This is a genomic window from Methylobacterium sp. WL12 (genome assembly GCF_008039475.1).
Taxonomy (GTDB): domain Bacteria; phylum Pseudomonadota; class Alphaproteobacteria; order Rhizobiales; family Beijerinckiaceae; genus Methylobacterium; species Methylobacterium cerastii.
Genome location: NZ_VRUW01000034.1, coordinates 1 through 16,371, shown reverse-complemented (window position 1 = coordinate 16,371; position 16,371 = coordinate 1). Strand labels below are relative to the sequence as shown.

The 16,371-nt window shown below is 68.2% G+C and carries 19 protein-coding genes; 2 read left to right on the top strand and 17 right to left on the bottom strand.

The genetic code is table 11. From position 1 onward, the window contains the following. Positions 1-136: 136 nt before the first annotated feature. The gene (locus tag FV226_RS14340; RefSeq protein WP_147763436.1) at positions 137-454 is read right to left on the bottom strand and encodes a UxaA family hydrolase; all 318 of its coding nucleotides are present in this window, start codon (positions 452-454) and stop codon (positions 137-139) included. Positions 455-718: 264 nt separating this feature from the next. On the opposite strand from FV226_RS14340, the gene FV226_RS14335 reads away from it, so the two are divergent. Further along, positions 719-1,462: a sulfite exporter TauE/SafE family protein gene (locus FV226_RS14335; protein ID WP_147763435.1), complete on the top strand. Its 744-nt coding sequence runs from the start codon at positions 719-721 to the stop codon at positions 1,460-1,462. A 16-nt stretch (positions 1,463-1,478) separates the two neighbouring features. Here FV226_RS14335 and FV226_RS14330 read toward each other — a convergent pair whose 3' ends face one another. From FV226_RS14330 to FV226_RS14290, 9 genes are read right to left on the bottom strand one after another with little or no spacing between them, the layout of a single operon-like run. Next, positions 1,479-2,495: an ABC transporter substrate-binding protein gene (locus FV226_RS14330; RefSeq protein WP_147763434.1), complete on the bottom strand. Its 1,017-nt coding sequence runs from the start codon at positions 2,493-2,495 to the stop codon at positions 1,479-1,481. 40 nt (positions 2,496-2,535) lie between these two features. Beyond that, on the bottom strand, positions 2,536-4,167 hold the full coding sequence (locus tag FV226_RS14325; RefSeq protein ID WP_147763433.1) for a thiamine pyrophosphate-binding protein: 1,632 nt from the start codon (positions 4,165-4,167) through the stop codon (positions 2,536-2,538). Between the two features lie 38 nt (positions 4,168-4,205). Then, positions 4,206-5,936 (bottom strand): FAD-binding protein, encoded by a 1,731-nt coding sequence (locus FV226_RS14320; RefSeq protein WP_147763432.1) that lies wholly within the window; start codon positions 5,934-5,936, stop codon positions 4,206-4,208. Then, the gene (locus FV226_RS14315) at positions 5,933-6,640 is read right to left on the bottom strand and encodes a fumarate hydratase C-terminal domain-containing protein (RefSeq protein ID WP_348644110.1); all 708 of its coding nucleotides are present in this window, start codon (positions 6,638-6,640) and stop codon (positions 5,933-5,935) included. Before FV226_RS14315 ends, FV226_RS14320 begins: the two co-directional genes overlap by 4 nt. Then, complete coding sequence (locus FV226_RS14310; RefSeq protein ID WP_147763430.1) at positions 6,580-7,452, bottom strand: fumarate hydratase; 873 nt, start codon at positions 7,450-7,452, stop codon at positions 6,580-6,582. The genes FV226_RS14315 and FV226_RS14310 overlap by 61 nt, the downstream gene beginning before the upstream one ends. Before the next feature lie 25 nt (positions 7,453-7,477). Beyond that, positions 7,478-7,858 carry a succinate dehydrogenase gene (locus FV226_RS14305; RefSeq protein ID WP_147763429.1) on the bottom strand — a complete coding sequence of 127 codons (381 nt, stop codon included), beginning with the start codon at positions 7,856-7,858 and terminating at the stop codon, positions 7,478-7,480. Further along, positions 7,855-8,184, bottom strand: a complete 330-nt coding sequence (locus FV226_RS14300) for a succinate dehydrogenase (RefSeq protein WP_147763428.1) — start codon at positions 8,182-8,184, stop codon at positions 7,855-7,857. The genes FV226_RS14305 and FV226_RS14300 overlap by 4 nt, the downstream gene beginning before the upstream one ends. After that, the gene (locus FV226_RS14295; protein ID WP_147763427.1) at positions 8,181-8,966 is read right to left on the bottom strand and encodes a succinate dehydrogenase/fumarate reductase iron-sulfur subunit; all 786 of its coding nucleotides are present in this window, start codon (positions 8,964-8,966) and stop codon (positions 8,181-8,183) included. The genes FV226_RS14300 and FV226_RS14295 overlap by 4 nt, the downstream gene beginning before the upstream one ends. Before the next feature lie 3 nt (positions 8,967-8,969). Next, a complete protein-coding gene (locus FV226_RS14290) occupies positions 8,970-9,989 on the bottom strand; it encodes an ABC transporter substrate-binding protein (protein ID WP_147763426.1) in 1,020 nt (339 codons plus the stop codon). Between the two features lie 105 nt (positions 9,990-10,094). Here FV226_RS14290 and FV226_RS14285 point away from each other — a divergent pair, with 105 nt between their 5' ends. Then, a complete protein-coding gene (locus FV226_RS14285; RefSeq protein WP_147763425.1) occupies positions 10,095-10,916 on the top strand; it encodes a GntR family transcriptional regulator in 822 nt (273 codons plus the stop codon). Here FV226_RS14285 and FV226_RS14280 read toward each other — a convergent pair whose 3' ends face one another. The 7 genes from FV226_RS14280 to FV226_RS28000 all read right to left on the bottom strand — a co-directional run. Next, on the bottom strand, positions 10,917-11,816 hold the full coding sequence (locus FV226_RS14280; RefSeq protein ID WP_147763424.1) for an ABC transporter permease: 900 nt from the start codon (positions 11,814-11,816) through the stop codon (positions 10,917-10,919). Further along, on the bottom strand, positions 11,809-12,597 hold the full coding sequence (locus tag FV226_RS14275; protein ID WP_246691602.1) for an ABC transporter ATP-binding protein: 789 nt from the start codon (positions 12,595-12,597) through the stop codon (positions 11,809-11,811). Before FV226_RS14275 ends, FV226_RS14280 begins: the two co-directional genes overlap by 8 nt. 223 nt (positions 12,598-12,820) lie before the next feature. Beyond that, on the bottom strand, positions 12,821-13,855 hold the full coding sequence (locus FV226_RS14270) for a zincin-like metallopeptidase domain-containing protein (RefSeq protein WP_147763422.1): 1,035 nt from the start codon (positions 13,853-13,855) through the stop codon (positions 12,821-12,823). A 118-nt stretch (positions 13,856-13,973) separates the two neighbouring features. After that, a complete protein-coding gene (locus FV226_RS14265; RefSeq protein WP_147763421.1) occupies positions 13,974-14,219 on the bottom strand; it encodes a hypothetical protein in 246 nt (81 codons plus the stop codon). 250 nt (positions 14,220-14,469) lie between these two features. After that, the gene (locus FV226_RS14260; protein WP_147763420.1) at positions 14,470-14,733 is read right to left on the bottom strand and encodes a hypothetical protein; all 264 of its coding nucleotides are present in this window, start codon (positions 14,731-14,733) and stop codon (positions 14,470-14,472) included. Next, complete coding sequence (locus tag FV226_RS14255) at positions 14,730-15,080, bottom strand: DUF2958 domain-containing protein (protein ID WP_147763419.1); 351 nt, start codon at positions 15,078-15,080, stop codon at positions 14,730-14,732. Before FV226_RS14255 ends, FV226_RS14260 begins: the two co-directional genes overlap by 4 nt. After that, on the bottom strand, positions 15,080-16,371 hold a 1,292-nt coding region (locus FV226_RS28000; RefSeq protein WP_187278759.1), incomplete at its 5' end, for a hypothetical protein. The genes FV226_RS28000 and FV226_RS14255, both read right to left, overlap by 1 nt.

Below are 16,371 nucleotides of genomic sequence, written 5' to 3'. Positions count from 1 at the left end.
GAAGCTGGCGGCCTTGACGTCCGTCGAGGGCCGAGCGGAGCCGAGGGCCCCCGTCGCGAACTGGTCGGGGGCTCCGCCGACGAAGGGGGAGGTGGTCTCTGGGGCGTTCATGATCGACTCTCCGGGCATCGCGACCTCACCAGCGCTTGGTCTTGAGGTTCTGGACGTGGACATGCTCGCCCTTGGCGACGTCCTTGATGATCTTGCCGATATCCTGGCCGTACTTGATAGCGGTGTCGCCGGCCTTCAGGTCGGTGAGCGCCACCTTGTGGCCGATCGGGATGTCGTGGCGGACGTTCACCGCGAAGGTCGAATCGTCCTCGGTGATGACGCCGAACGCATCGGTGTCGGCGCTCAGGCCCTCGATGACGGCGACGGCAACGTTGTCCAGCGGGCTGTGGGCGAGAAGGTGCGGCTTCGTCCGCCCCTCGCCCGATCCGGCGTGGCTGCTCATTCCAGGATCCTCCTTGGTGAAGCCGTCGGCTCTTTGCGGCGACTGAGTCTTGTATAAGACATCTTAATTTGCCCCGTCAATCACAGATCGTGATGAAAGCTCCAGCGATTGGGAAACGCGCTCGCCGGCTTGAGCATAAAGGGGAAGCGAACGCTCTTCGGCGCGCCGCGAAGAAGCGGCTTGATCAGTCATTAATCTTATATAAGACAAGCATCGATAGCATCGTGCGCTGCCCGATGCGCCGTCCGGAGACCGATACGCACCGTGAGCGAAACCCTCCAGATCGTCCTGTGCCTGAGCTGCGCCGGCCTCATCTCCGGGCTGACGGGCTTCGCCTTCGCCCTGGTGGCCTCCGGCACCCTGCTGTCGATCCGGGCTCCCATCGAGGCGACGGCCCTCGTGCTGACCTGCAGCATCCTCTCGCAGGCGCTGTCGGTGATGCGGCTGCGGACCCTGCCGCCTCGCGCGACGGCCCTGGCGATGATCGGCCCTGGCCTCCTCGGGGCGCCAATCGGGATCTACCTCCTCAAGGACCTCAATCCCGAGGTGGTGAAGGTGATGATCGGGGTCTTCCTGATCCTCTACAGCGCCGTGGTGGCGCTGCTGCGCACCGACTACCGGGTCTCGTTCGGCAATGCCTGGAGCGACGGCGCCGTGGGCTTTCTCGGCGGCATCCTCGGCGGCATCGCCGGGCTGTCGGGTGCGCTTCCCACCGCCTGGAGCCTGGTGCGCGGCTGGGAGCCTCGTATGCAGCGCGCGGTCTACCAGAGCTTCACCCTGGTACTGCAAATCTGGTCCCTGACGATCCTGGCCGCGTTCAATCCGTTCCCGCCCGAATTGATGGCCGACCTCGCGCTCGGCCTCCCGATCGTCCTCGTCAGCGTGCTGGCCGGGCTGTCGCTGTTTTCCCATATCGATCAGCGCCGGTTCCGGTCCATCGTCCTGGCGCTGCTCGCCGCCATCGGCTTCACCACCACCGCCCTGGCGCTCCCGGGCCTGCTGCACTGAGGCCACGGGCGAGGCCTCAGCTACCGGGCTTGCCATGGACGTTGGCGAAGAACAGCTCTCGCCAGTCCCGGGCCCCGCGGCGGATCGCCTTGGTGCGGGCCATGAAGTCGACGTAGTGCAGGATCGCTTGGGGCGTCGTCGTGAAGGTGACCTGGGGCGAGGCCAGGATCGACGCGATGAGGCCGATGTCGGAGCCGTCGCGGGCGAGGCGCGCATAGGCCTGGGCGGCGGCCCGGAGGTCGCCCGCGATGGACGCGACCGCCTCCTCGAGGGCTGCCGTGAAGGCGGCGTGGATGGTGGGATTGGCCTCAACGAAGGCGGCGGAGGCCCAGACCACGTTGAAGGTCGAGGGACCGCCGAGCACGTCGAAGGTGTTCAGGATCGTGCGGATGCCGGGCTTGCGCAGCTCCAGCTCCTGGATCGGCGCGGCGGTGAAATGCGCGCTGACCTCCTGACCTGACAAGAGAGCCGCCATGCCGTCCGGGTGCGACAGAGTCACGGTCAGGCGGTCAAGATCGTTCCGCCGCGCCTCCCCGAGCGCCTTCTCGGCCGCCATCTGCAGGAACATGGCCTGGACCGAGACCTTCACCGCGGGCAAGGCGATCTTGTCCCGGTCGGTGAAGTCGGCGAGCGACTGGATGCGCTCCGCGTTGGTGTTCATGAGGAGCGGCATGGCGTTCATCGCCGCAACGCCCTTCACCGCCATGCCGGTTCCTTCGGTCTTGGACCAGAGCAGGACGAGGGGCGGCACGCCACCAGCCACGAACTGGACCGAGCCGGACAGGAGCGCGTCGTTCATCGCGGCCCCGCCCGCCAGGGTAAGGTAGCGGGCGCCGAGCCCGGACAGGCCCCGCGCCGCGGCGTGCTTCTGGAGCAGGCCTTGGTCCTCCATGAGCATCAGCGGCAGGTGCCCCAGGCTTGGCTGGCGCGCAATGCTGACCGCCTGCATCTCGGCCTGCGCCGGCCGCAGCCCCGCGAGGAGGGGCAGTCCCGCACCGAGTAGTCCACGGGCCAGTACGTCGCGTCGGCGCATGTGAACCTCCCTGGGTCGGAGCCTTGTTGGGGATCTGCGGTCAGCCCGCCTTCGGCCGCCGGATCACCGGGGCGGGCACGCTCTCGATCAGCACGTTAAGGCAGGCCGGCAGGCCGCTCGCATAAGCGTCCTCCAGGGCCTCGGGCAGGTCCTCGGCCCGGGTGACGAGGGCCCCGTAGCCGCCGAGCGCCGTCGCGACGCGATCGTAGCGCGAGCTCAGGAGGTCGCAGTGTTGCGCCCGCGCCGCGCCGTAGTTGCGGAGCTGGATCTGGTACTCGGCGTTCCAGCGAGCATCGTTGCCCACCACGGCGATGAAGGGCAGGCCGTAGCGCACGGCGGTGTCGAACTCGGCCATGTGGAAGCCAAAGGTGCCGTCCCCCAAAACCGCCACCACGGGACCGGCCGGGTCGTGGAGCCGGGCCGCGAGGGCGAAGGGCAGCGACGCGCCGATGGTGCCCGAGACCCCGTTGATAAGGCGCCGGGGAGCGTTCACCAGGGCCTGGGGCCATTGCCCGATCTCGCCGCCGTCGCAGATCAGCGTGCCGCCGGGATGCCGGTCGAGGAAGGCGGCGACGCCCCGGCACAGCTCCACCGGATGTAGGCGGCCCTCGGAGCCGCGCCAGTCGTCCCAGTCCGGCGGCCGGTAATCGACCGCCTCCCGCACGGCGGCGTGCCAGTCCGGACGCGGCTCGTCGCCGAGACGGCGCGCCAGGGCTTCGAGGGTCGGCAAGGCGTCGGCCGTGCCCGAGACCGCGAGCCGATTCGGGTCGACCCGTGCGACGAGGGCCGGGTCGGGGTCGACGACGACGAAGCGGCAGGCCGGCGCCACCGCGGGCGCCTCGCCGAACTTCAGGGTGAAGTCGAGGGGCTTGCCGACAAGCACGAGGCAGTCGGCCTGCGCCAGCACCTCTGCGAAGGCGCCCAGACTCGGATCGTTAAGGCCGCGCGGGCTCTCCATGCCGAGCACGGGGATGCCGGAGGCCGCCTCCAGCGCAGCCATCCGCCCGTGCCCCTCCGCGCCGCAGGCGGCCGGGCCGCACAGGATCAGGGGGCGCCGCGCCCGGCCGAGCTCCGCCGCTATGGCCGCGATGAGGTCGGCGCCGGGCTCGCCGACTCGGATTGAGGCGTCGAGAGGGAGCGACGGTGCGGCCGCAGCGGGCGCCTCCAGCAGATCGACCGGCAGGCTGAGATGCACGGGGCCCGGTCGGCCCTCTCGGGCGATCCGCAGAGCCCGTGCGATGTCGTCGGCCAGGGTATCGACGGAGGCGGCCGTCCACGAGGCCTTGGTCATCGGGCGAGCGATGTCGGCCTGGGCGAGTTCCTGGAATGCGCCGCGCCCGATCTCCGACAAGCCGGCATGGCCCGAGAGCAGCAGGATGGGGCTCTCAGCCGCGAGCGCCGTGAACAGGGCGGCGGCGCCGTTAGTCTGCCCCTGGCCGCCGGTGACCAGGGCGACTCCGACCTCACCGGTCAGGCGCCCCCAGGCATCGGCCATGTGCACGCAGGCGGCCTCCTGGCGCACATGCACCACCGCGATGTTCGTGCCCAGCAGGGCGTCGAAGATCGGCATGATGTGGTTGCCCGACAGAGTAAAGACGCGGCTGACGCCGAGGCGCTCCAGCGTCTCGACGACGATGTCGGCTCCGCGTGGCCGGCCCTGGGACTGGTCCATGGCGTCTCTCTCCGAGATCCCGCGTGCGGGGGGCGGCCTCAGGCCGCCGCGTCGAGCAGGGAGGCGCCGGGGCGCACATGGGTGAAGGCGACGGGCTCCATGGTGACGTCGAGACCAGCCGCGCCCTGGCGCACCACGGTGTAGTGCGAGGTGGCGAGATCCGAGGCGTCGGGGAAGTCCTCGCGGAAATGAGCCCCGCGGCTGTCGGTGCGGGACAGCGCCGCGGCGCGGATCGACTGGCTGACGAGGACGAGGTTCTCGAGGTTGAGCCGGTCCATCCAGGTCAGGTTGTAGCGGCGGTCGCCGTCGGGGATGCCGGCCTCCGCGACCGCGGCGGCGAGGGCGTCGAGGCGCTTGCCGGCCCGCGCCAGCCCGGCCGCGTTGCGCAGGATGCCGACATCGTCCCACATGGTCGCGTAGAGGGCCTCCCGGATTGCCTCGAGGTCCCCAGCCGGGCGCCCGAGGGGGCCGTAGGCGCGGGCGAGCCCCACCTCGACCGCGCGGGGATCGGGCTCGGCGCGGAACCGCATGCCTCGGATGTCGCGGGCCATGGCGGAGCCAGCCAGGCCCCCGAAAACCGTCGAGTTGGCGACGCCGTTGCCGCCGAGGCGGTTGGCCCCGTGAACCCCGCCGGTATCCTCCCCGGCCGCGTAGAGGCGGGGCAGCTCGGTGCCGCAGCCGGGACGGAAGGCGACCCCGCCCATCATGTAATGGGCGGTGGGGATGACTTCGACCAGGCCCCCGGCGAGGTCGAAGCCACAATCGGCGCAGCGATCGACCATGCCCTTAAACTTGCGCCGCACGTCCTCGGGCCCGAGATGGCTCATCTGGATGTAGACGCCCCCGTTCGGGGTGGCATGCCCGTCGCGGATGCGCCGCATGATCGAGCGGCTGACGACGTCGCGCGTCGCCCGCTCCGCGCGCGGATCGTAGTGGTGCATGAAGCGCTCAGTCGAGGCGTCGAGCAGGTAGCCTCCGGCCCCGCGCAGGCCTTCCTCCAGCACCGTGCCAGTCATCCGGGTGCCGGCCCCCGCCAGCAGGCCGGTGGGATGGAACTGGACCATCTCCATGTCGCGCAGGGGCAGGCCCGCGCGGAGCGCCATGGCAAGGCCGTCGCAGGTCTTGTCGCCCGACGGCGTGTGGAACTTGTACATGGTCGGGCCGCCGCCCGTGGCGAGCAGGGTCGCTTTGGCCCGCACCAGGACCGGGATGCCGGTCCGCATGTCGAGCATCAGCACCCCGGCGAGGCCGGAGCCATCGGCGGCTGGGATCAGCTCGAGGGCGCGGTGATCCTCCAGGCGCCGGACGTCGCGGCGCCAGACCTGCTCGGAGAGGCGATTGATGATCTCGATGCCGGTAAGGTCGCCCTTGTGCACGGTGCGGTCGAAGGTCTGACCGGCGAAGGCCTTCTGGTGGACGCTGCCGTCAGGATTGCGGTCGAAGAAACAGCCGAGCTCCGTCTCGAGCTCGCGGATGCGGACCTGCGCCTCGGTCACCAGGGTCCAGGCCAGCTCCTGGTTGTTGAGCCACTTGCCGCCCTCGATCGTGTCCATGAAGTGGCGCTCGACCGAATCGCCCGGGGCGAGGGCGACGTTGTAGCCGCCCTGGACCATGCGGGTGCAGCCGCACTTGCCGAGCAACCCCTTGACCGCGACGGTGACCTCGAGCTCCGGGGCGGCCTTCTTGGCGTGGAGGGCAGCGAACAGGCCGGCTCCCCCCGAGCCCAGGATGAGGATGTCGGTCTCGATGGTCGTCGGCACGGCGTTCATCGGGCGGCTCCCAGGCTCTCGATGACGGCATCCCGCCGGCTAGCGACGTCGCGCTGGACCTCGGCGAAGAGCGAGCCGCCGTGCGAATCCATGCCGACCAGAAGCGGTCCGAAATCATGGATCGCGAACTTCCACAGGCTCTCGGGATGGAGGTCGTCGAGGTCGATGTCCTCGATCCGCTCGATCCAGGTCGTCTCCAGGGCGGCGGCGCCCCCGACGATGGCGAGGTAGGCGCCGCCCTGCTCGGCGAAGGCCTCCAGGGTCTTCGGACCCATGCCGCCCTTGCCGACGATGAGACGCACGCCCTCCCGCCGCATCAGGGCGTCGGTGAAGCGCTCCATCCGCATGGAGGTGGTGGTGCCGATGCAGAACGGCGCGTAGCCGACGGGGGCCTCGGCCGAGACCGGCACCCGGTGGACGTTGGGCGCGGTATGGATGACCGCGTGGCCGGCGAGATCGAGATGTGTCCGGCGCTCCCGGTCGAACATGTGGATCAGGGTGGCATCGCGGATGCCGAACAGGGTCTTCCGCAGGGTGACGGTGTCGCCGACCTTCAGGGCGCGGACCTGCGCCTCGTCGATCGGCATGTCGAGAACGTGGTGCATGGCGCTGCCCTCCCGGCGGTGTCGATAAGGCGTTCGGGTCAGTCGAAGGCGATGCCGCCGGGTGTGAAGGTCGCCTTGGCCCGGCGGGCCGAGTGGCACTGGATGTTCACCGCCACCGGGTTCTGGGTGATGTGGGTCGCGGCGATTTCCACATGGACGGCGAAGCTGGTGGAGCGGCCGCCGAGCCCCTGCGGGCCGATGCCGAGCTCGTTTACGGCGCGCGACAGCTCCGCCTCGATGCGTGCGCCCTCCGGGTCGGAACAGGCGGTGCGCAGCTTGCGCGTGGCCGCCACCTTGGCGAGGTGCATGCACAGGTCCGAGGTACCGCCGATGCCGACGCCCACGATGGTCGGCGGACAGACGCGGCCGCCGAGCTCGATCACCCTGTCGATGACGAACCGCTTGACCGCGTTGATGCCGTCAGAGGGCAGGAGCATCTGCAGGAACGAGCCGTTCTCCGAACCCGAGCCCTTCGGGATCATCTCGACCGACACAGTCTCGGGCCGATCGTCGAAATCCACGTGGATGATCGGCACGCGGATGCCGCAGGAGGTCTGCTCGTTCACGCGGGTGATCGGGTGGACCACCGAGGAGCGCAGGGAGTGCTCGGTGGTGGCGCGGGCGCAGCCGCGCCGGATGGCGGCCTTGAGGTCGGCGCCGTCGAAGCGCACGTCGCGCCCGACCGTCACGTTGTAGATCGGGATGCCGGTATCCTGGCACAGGATGTTCTTGGTGCGCTCGGCCACCGCGATGTTCTCGACCATGGTGCCGAGGATCGCCCGGCCGGTGGCGCTGGTCTCCTCCCGCGCCAGCTCCGCGAAGCCCGCCTTGATGTCGGGGGGCAGCAGCTTCAGGGCGCGGACGTAGAGGTCCTTGCACACCGCTTCGACTTCGGTGAGGTCGAGATCCATGTCGGTCTCCTTGCAGGAATTGGGTTCACGCGCCGCCAAGCAGGAACAGGAGCCCGACCGCGAGCCCTGCCGCTACGCAGGCTGAGACGATGAGCGCCGTCCGCTCCCGAGTCGCGAACCACTCGATGGCGAGCACGCGAAGACCCAGGACCATGTGCAGGGCGAGCGCGCTGACGAGACCCCACTCGGCCGTCCGCACGAAGCCGTTATGGGTCAGCCCGAGGAAACTCTCGAGGCGGTCGGCCCCCTGCAGCGCGGTGCCGAGGGCGATGAAGTGCATCGGCAGGAACAGGGCAAGGGCAATCCCGGATAGGCGATGCAGCAGGGCGGCGGCGAAGCCCGCCCGCGGCCGTGCCGTGCGGCGGGTGCCGCGCCGGGGGAAGGCGGTCTGTGTCCCGGCGCTCATGCGACGTAGACCGCCAACGCTGCGCGCAGGCCGAGGACGAGGAGGAGCGCCGAGACGGCGAGCATCGCCCCGTCGAGGGAGCGTCCGCGCCAGCGCGTCCACTCGCGCAGGATGCTACGCAGGCCGATCGGCGCGTGGATGGCGGCGGCTACTACGAAGAGGCCGTAGAACAGCAGGAAGGCGAGGTTGCCCTGCGTCCGTCCGAGGATCTCCCCGGCGGTGAGGCCGCCACGCACGGCGTACAGGATCGTGCCGAGATGGACCGTCACGGCGACGGCAAGGATCACAGCGGTGCCGCGCTGCGCCACGTAGAGGAGGGGGCTCATGCCGACCTCCGGAAGTGCCGGGTGCCGAAGCGCTTCAGGGCGGACCGGGCGGTAGCGCGCTTCAGGCCCGCGATCGCGAAGGTCGGCGCCAGCGCCTTCGGACAATGCTCCGTGCAGCTCATGTGGGTGTGGCAGGACTGGCAGCCAGCATCCCCGGACACGGCCTCGAGCCGTGCATCCTGGCCTCGGTCGCGGACGTCGTTCACCAGGGTCCAGGCCCGGTTGAGGGCGGCCGGGCCGAGATAGTCCGGGTTCCAGGTGACCACGTCGCAGGCGGCGTAGCAGACGCCGCAATTGATGCACTCGATGCCGGCATCCACCGCCCGGCGCTCGGGCGAATCCGGGGCCACCACGGCGAAGTCCTCGGGCGGCGCGTCGCCTGGCTCGAAGGCGCCGTGGGCGGCCGTCCACTTCTGGAAGAACGGCTCCATGTCGACTGCCAGGTCCTTGATCACCGGCAGGTTTCGCAGGGGCTCAAGGGTGAGGCCGTCGTTCTCCGCCACCGCCGCGACCCGGGTGCGGCAGGTCCAGCGAGGACGGCCGTTCACCATCATGGCGCAGGAGCCGCACATGCCGACTCGGCAAGCGAAGCGGTAGGCCAGCGTCGGATCCTGCTCGCGCTGGATCTCGGTGACCACGTCGAGGATGGTCTGGGCCGGGCGCCGCGCCACGGTGAAGACCTGGAAGGCGTCGTCCCGCCGGATACGCACCGTCAGCGTCGCACCGGGCAAGGATTCGATCGTCGGATCTGCCGGGGAAGCAATGGGGACAGGGGCGTTCATGCCTCAGCGCTCCGCCTTGGCGACTGCGCCGGGGAAGAACAGCTCGCCTTGATCCGTGGCCTTCGCGGCCACGAGGCCGGCGCGGTTCATATAGTCGAGATAGGCAAGCATGTTCAGCGGCGCGCTAATCCACTGGGTCTGCGGCGCGCGGATGATGTCCACGGCTTCCGCCTCGGTCAGCCGGGCGTTCTCCGCTTTGATCCACAGAGCCGCCACCTTGGCGGGCTCCGCCTTGATCAGCGCCAAGCTCTCGTCCAGGGCGGCCCGGAAGGCCGCCACGATCTTCGGGTTGGCGCTGACGAAGCGGTTGCTCGCCCAGACGAGGTTGAAGGTGTGTGGCCCGCCCAGCACGTCGTAGCTGTCGAGCACCTTGTGGGCGCGCGGGTCCTTCAGCTCCATCTCCTGGAACGGCGGCGAGCCGAAATGCCCGGTGATCTCGGAGCGGCCGCCGAGCATCGCCGTCTGTGCATCGGGATGGCCCATCGAGACCGTCAGCGGATCGAGCTTGCCTTGCTGGCCGGGGCCGAAGGCCTTCTCGGCAGCCATCTGTAGGGTGATCGCCTGGATGGAGCTCTTCACCGTGGGCAAAGCGATCTTGTCCTTGTCGGTGAAGTCCTTGATCGACTTGACCGCCGGGTTCACTGAGACCAGCCAGAGCGGCATCGCATTGAGCGCCGCCACGCCCTTGACCTGCAGGTTGGCCCGGGTCCGCCCCCAGATCGTCAGCATCGGCCCGACGCCGCCAGCGGCGAAGTCGAGGTTCCCCGAGAGCAGGGCCTCGTTCATGCCGGAACCGCCGGTGAAGCGCAGCCACTCGGTCTTGAGCTCCAGGCCCTGCTGGCGGGCCTGCTTCTCAAGGAGGTGCTCCTCCTCCATCACGGTGAGGGGCAGGTAGGAGATGCCGAACTGCTTGGCGAGGCGCACTACGGCGGCCTCTGCCAGGGCGGATCCCGAGCCGGCCAGAAGGCTCGCCGAGAGCAGGGCCGCGGCTCCGCTGAGCCGGATGAAACGGCCGAGTGCCATGTGTTCCTCCTGGGCAGGCCCGAATTCTCTGGTCCGGTGCCGAGGGCCACGATAGCCTCGCGTCGACCGCTGTCAACGGTCATATGTCATACACATGAGTTGCCGATGTCGAATCGTATGCGCGCCGTCGCACCACAAGCGCATTCCGCAGCGCCGTCACCAAGCGAGCCGCTGGACGCGCGCTTCGCCGCTCCTCTGGCCGCCACGGTGGCTGCCCCCTTGGCGAGCCGTCCGCTCTACCTACAGGCACGCGATCTGCTGCTGCGCCGGATCGTGGATGGGACCTGGAAGCCGGGCGGCTACCTGCCGAGCGAGCCGCAGCTGGCCTTCGACCTCGGCGTCTCCATCGGGACGATCCGCAAGGCCATGGAGGACCTCGTCGGGCAGGGCCTGCTCGAGCGCCAGCACGGACGCGGCACGCAGGTGGTGCCCCATTCGAGCGACCGGTCGCGGTTCCGCTTCCTGCGCTTCGTCCACGACGACGGGCGGCCGTTCCGCCCTGTGGCGCACGTCCTCGCGGCCGGGACCGCACGGGCCGATGCGCAGGACCGGGCCGCCCTCGGTCTGGGAGCGGGGGCGAAGGTGCTGGTCCTGCTGCGCACCCGCAGCGAGGACGGCGTGCCGATGATCTATGAGCGCATCGCGCTGCCGGCGGAGCCCTTCGCCGCGCTGAAACTTGAGCCTGGGGCTGAGATGCTGGAGGAGATCTACGTGCTCTACCAGGCGCGTTGCGGCCAGACCGTGGCGCGGGCGCGCGACACGATCGCCACCGACCGGGCGAGCCCCACCATCGCGGAGGCTCTCCGCTGCCCGCCGGAGACACCCCTTCTCCTCGTGCGCCGGGTCGCCGTGGCTCTGAGCGGCGCCCCGATCGAGTATCGCCAGAGCTGGACGGCAGCGCTCAACTACCGCTCCGACCTCGATTGACTAGGCCTGCATGCCCCAGCGCTGCAGGGTGTGGCGCTCGATGGTCTGGAAGATCAGGTTCTCGACGCAGAGGCCGATGAGGATCACCGTCAGAAGCCCCGCGAAGACATTGGGGATGTCGAGCATGTTCTTGTTCTCGAAGATGAACCAGCCGAGGCCGCCCGAGCCCGAGCTGACGCCGAAGACGAGCTCCGCGGCGATCAGGGTGCGCCAGGCGAAGGCCCACCCGACCTTGAGGCCCGTGAGGATGCTGGGGAAGGCCGCAGGGATCAGGATCTTGGTGATCAGCCGGCTGCCGCGCAGTCCGTAGTTGCGACCGACCATCTTCAGGGTCCGGCTGACCGAGAGGAAGCCCGAATGGGTGTTCAGCGCGATGGCCCAGGTGACCGAATGGACCAGCACGAAGATGAGGCTGCCATTGCCGAGGCCGAACCAGATCAGCGCCAGCGGCAGCAGCGCGATCGCCGGCAGGGGATTGAACATCGACGTCATCGTCTCGAGGAAGTCGGTGCCGATGCGCGAGCTGATCGCGATGCCGGTCAGCACCGTCGCCAGCAGGATCCCGAGGGCGTACCCGATCAGCAGCACCTTGATCGAGCCCCAGGCCCGCAGCACCAGCGTCCCGTCCGCGACCCCGTGAGCGAAGGCCGTGACAGTGGCGGTGAAGGTCGGGAACAGGAGGTCGTTGTCGAGGTAGCGCCCATAGGCCTCCCAGATCAGGGCCAGCACCGCCAGGATCACGAGCTTTCGCAGCCAGCCGTGATTGTATAGGCGCTCGACAGTGGAAAGCGGCTTCTCGACGATGGCGCCGCCATAGGCGCCGCCGGTCTCGCGGACGATCTCGGGGCGGACCGGACCGAGGGAGATGGGGGACACGAGCGCCTTCGCAGTCCTAGACATTCTCCGCCTCCTTAATCTCTTCGGAAAAGAGCATCTGATGGATGCGCTGCTCCAGCTGCTGGATTTCCTGCGGCGAGGCGGCGGTGTTGAGTTCCGCCTTGACCTCGCCGGGATGGGGCGAGAGCAGGAGGATGCGCGAGCCGATCTTGATCGCCTCGGGGATCGAGTGCGTGACGAACAACACCGTGAAGCGCGTCTCCTCCCACAAGGCCAGGAGCTCGTCCTGCATCCGCCGGCGGGTCAGCGCGTCCAGCGCCGCGAACGGTTCGTCCATCAGCAGGATGTCGGGCTCCATCGCCATGCCTCGAGCGATGGCCACGCGCTGCTTCATGCCGCCCGAGAGCATGTGTGGATAGCTATCTGCGAAGGACGAGAGGTTAACCTTGTCGATATAGTGCATGGCCCGCTCGTCGGCGGCTCGGCCCGCCAGGCGCCCCGAGGCTTCGAGGGCGAAGGCCACGTTTTGGCGCACGGTCTTCCAGGGCAGGAGCTGGTCAAATTCCTGGAACACCATCATTCGGTCCGGTCCGGGCTCGACGACAACCTGTTTTTTTAGGCGGATCTGGCCCTCCGTCGGCGCCATGTAGCCGCCGACCGACTTCAAGAGGGTGGATTTTCCGCATCCCGAAGGGCCGAGCAGGACAAACCGATCGCTCGGGAACACTTGGAAACTGACCCGGTAGGTCGCCGTGACCAGGTGGTGAGGGGTCTTGTACTGCAACGTGACGCCATCAACTTCTAGCAGCGGCTCAGTGAAGTCCGATGGCAAGCCTGTCGCCAAGCTCATAACATCCTCCCTTAAGCCACGCGCATGGCGGCAATGCTGGTTATATGAGCGGTCTGGAGCCGCTTTGCATTCGAACGGTTGGTTCCCCGTATCCCGAGGCGTCGGGCCGGGCCGAACCGTTCGCCACGCCTCTGGATACCAAGCACAATCGTTCCTGTAAATATAAAAGCTATCTATTATAAGACAGGTATATATACCTGTACCTGTGGTAGCAGGTTCAGGCCGCTGCTCGGATAGGACCTGTGGTGGCATCGCTTTGGCTTGATCCAGCAGGGATTACCGAGGCGCCGATGTCGACGGGGCCGCGGCCTACGGCAACCTGCAGGTCAGCCAGGTACGCAGCAGCGCGAGAGGCGTGACCGGCGGCGGTGGCAAGCGCTCGGGACTCGGTGCGTAGAAGTGGCAGCCAGTGCGCGAGATAATTGGCGTGGTCGGGGTGCGGGCTGCGAGCGATGTTGAGGTCGGCCAGGACGAAGGCCGCTCCGAGTTCGGCCACCAGTTCTTCCGCGGCGTAGGCCTGCTTACCGAAGCTGCCGGTGAAATCCCGGCCGAGGCGCTGCGGCGCGCCGGTCCAATGGATTAACTCGTGGGCAAGCGTAGCGGCGTAGCCCTCGGTTGTGTGGAAGCTAATCTGCGGCGGCAGGCGAATGGTATCAGTCCTAAGATTGTAATAGGCGCGGGTGCCAGCTTCGACGACCTGCGCACCGGTGGCTGAGATGAAAGTGGTGAGGACTGGGAGTGGGTCGTGTGCCGAGCAGGTCGGCAGATGTGCAGCCCGGTCAGAGGCACCGTCGACTTGAGCAGCATTGAAGACGTGGCTCGTACGCGCAACAAACCGAGGGCCGTGATCAGCGCCGTCGACCGTATCGGTGCCGGCAAGCGTCAAGTCGCGGTAGAAGAGCACGGCAGTACCGCGCTCACCCCGACGCACCTGCGCGCCGAGGGCGGCCCACTGCCGGTAGGTGGCCCAGCGTGGGTCGGTGTAGTCATTTGCCTGGGCGGCGACCCAGAGGACGAGGATGTTGATGCCCGAATAGCGCCAGCCGGTGAGGGCGTTGCACGGCAGAGGGTCGGCCCCGTGCCAGGGCGGCGTCCACGCCGCGGGATCTGCCGTCTCGAGCTGTGCCAGGATCTGCGCGGTGATGCGGCTTTGCGGGGTTGCGTCTCTGGCAGCGGTCCGATCAGTGTCTGTCGGGCTGGGCGCGGTGCGAGCAGGCGGTGTGACAGGCAACGATGTGATGACAAGCGGCATAGCGGTTCCGGACTGACCGTCGGGCTGACGGTGTTCCGAAGTAGCTTCGGCGCGGGTCCACGAAGTTCAGCCTGTGCGAGGCGACCGAACGACGGTCGCCTGAATCGCAGTGGCCCCTTCAATGGCGTGCTCGGGTCTCGGCAGGCGGCGTATTTGCGGTGCCAATAGTTCCGACACGAGGCTGAGCCGCGAGCCAATCCTGTGCGGCCTCGACTGGGATGAGCAGGCGTCGGCCCACCTTGACCGCGCGGAGGCGGCCACCCGTGATTTCCTCAAGCGTCTTCGTACGGCCGATTCCGGACCAGTGAAGAAACTCCTTCAAGGAAAAGGCCCCCTTGCTGGAAAAATAAGCGAGGTCGGCCATCAGCATCTATCCACATCGCATGAGCCACCATGGCCAGCTAAACTACTGTTCCATATAGCAAAAATTCCGCTTACCTCATAGCGGGAGTTCGCTGGACGCCGGGACGGAAGTGGCTCGAACAGACAGCGTTGTCGGCGCGCCGAAGAAAGCCTCACGGCATGCGCGCCATCTCCCTCCTTCTGTGACCGGCGCACGCACCCACATTGGCTGCCCTGCTGGTGCATCGGACCGGTTAAGGCGAGGGTTACCCTTAGATGACGCCGAAACGTTTGAGCCAGGACGGGTGGCCGTGCACGCAGGTACCGTCGGGCTCGACAAGGCAGCCGTCCGTCGCCTCGGCGCAGGCATCGAACAGGAACAACGCGAGCGCAACGAAGTCCGGTTCGAGACAGGTCGGCTCGGGCCAGGGCAGCCCCGTGTCGGGATCGCGCGTCACGTGTGGGATGAGTTCATCATCGCTGGCAATGACATCGGATAGAGCGTTGGGGTCAGAGCGGTTCGCGATCTGGCTCATGCTCCAATCCTTCCCGTGCAGCGAGCCTCGGTAGCGTAGGTATAGAGCAGCCGGTCGGCGACGAAGTGGCGGTCGCGTTCAAGCGGCAGCCCAAGCCTGCCGCGTAGTGCGGCGAGCTCGACGAGGCAGACGTAACCGAGTTCAGGCGAGCCCAGGCCAGTGTCGCATAGACCAAAGGCACGGGTGGGCTGGTCTGGATCGAGCTCGGTCAGGAGCCAGGTGCCAGGTCCGTCCGGCATGAAGAGTTTGACGACGGGCTTTGGGTCGATGTCCTCGCCGCGGGCGGTGCGCTGACCGTTGGCGAGGAGCGCTGTGCGCTGAGCGGCGGTGAGGAGCGGGCCGGCCATCAGAGAGCTTCCGACGACGAGACATCGGGGCTGCGGCGCTGACGACGCGTATAGGTTGACGAAGGCGTGGGTCTGCCTGTCTTCGCGCCCGCCTTGGATTGGGCAATGTCTGGCTCCCTGCGGCGTGTGAGCGCTAGACGTTTCGGGCGGGGCCCCGTTTGGGTCTGCCGGTCAGGGCAGGCGCGAGCCCGCGCCGCAGCGGTCGGCACATCGGTTGACGAAGGGGCTGGGAGGAGAAGCAGGGGCGCTGCTGTGGTCGGTGGCTCGGGCGGCGGGTCGCCCAGCGCCAGCGCCGCGACACGGTCGAGGTCGAGGTAGCGGACGAAGATGGCCTCAGCCTGCTCCTCCGCACCAGCGGCGTGCAGGGCAGCGAGAACCGTCTCGAGGGTGAGATGGACGAAGCCGACGCGGTCTGGGCTGGCGCCGGCCGGATTGACGAGTTGGGCCGCGTAAAGCTTGGCACTGGCTGTCACGCGTCGGTTGAGGCGCGGACCGACGAGGACGAAGCAGGCGCGAGATGTGACGCTCTGATCGACCATGAGCTGGGCCAGACAATGCTCGCGGCGCAGTTGCTCGAGGCCGGGGCGGTAGAGCAGGGGATTGGCAGGATCGACGAAAAGGCGGCTTTCGTGGGCAGTCTCGGTGTAGCGAGGGCGCGGTGAGGCAGCAGGGCCGACCATGGCCTCGATGAACTTCAGCTTGATTGCGATGAAGGCAGGCTCACCGTCCGGCGTGATGACGTCGACGACGAGGTCGAAGGCGGTCCCATCGCCGAGGTAGGTGGGATCATCCCGGCCAGGGCTGGTCTCGAAGCGGATGGCGGTGACCTGATGGACAAAGTCCGGCAACAGACGCGCCCAGACGCGGGTGGCCAAGGTGAGGTCGAGAGCCTGCGCGACGAAGAGGTTGAGGGCAAGGCCAGCCGAGGACAAGAGGTTGCCGCGGATCTTGGCCTCGTCCCAGAGCGCGCCGGGCTCGCGCAGGACCAGCGCCTTTTGCACGAACGCAGCGGTCTCGGCGGAGAAGAAAGCCGCATCAGCCTTGGCTGCGTCTGGCCTGAGGCGCCAGCCGGCAGGGGACGAACGCGTTCGCCCGTTCGGGAGGCGGCGGACATGCAGGCCCGCGGTTAGGCCGCGGTCGGCGCGCCAAAGAGCGGCGAGGAGTCGGGTGGCGGCGGCGAAGCGGGTATCGGTCGCGATGAAGGCACCATGCTGGCGCAGGAGGTCGGTGGGCAGGAAAGGTGCGTAGGCGAGCGGGCTTTGTAGAAGTGGGGCAGGGGAGGGTGATGAAG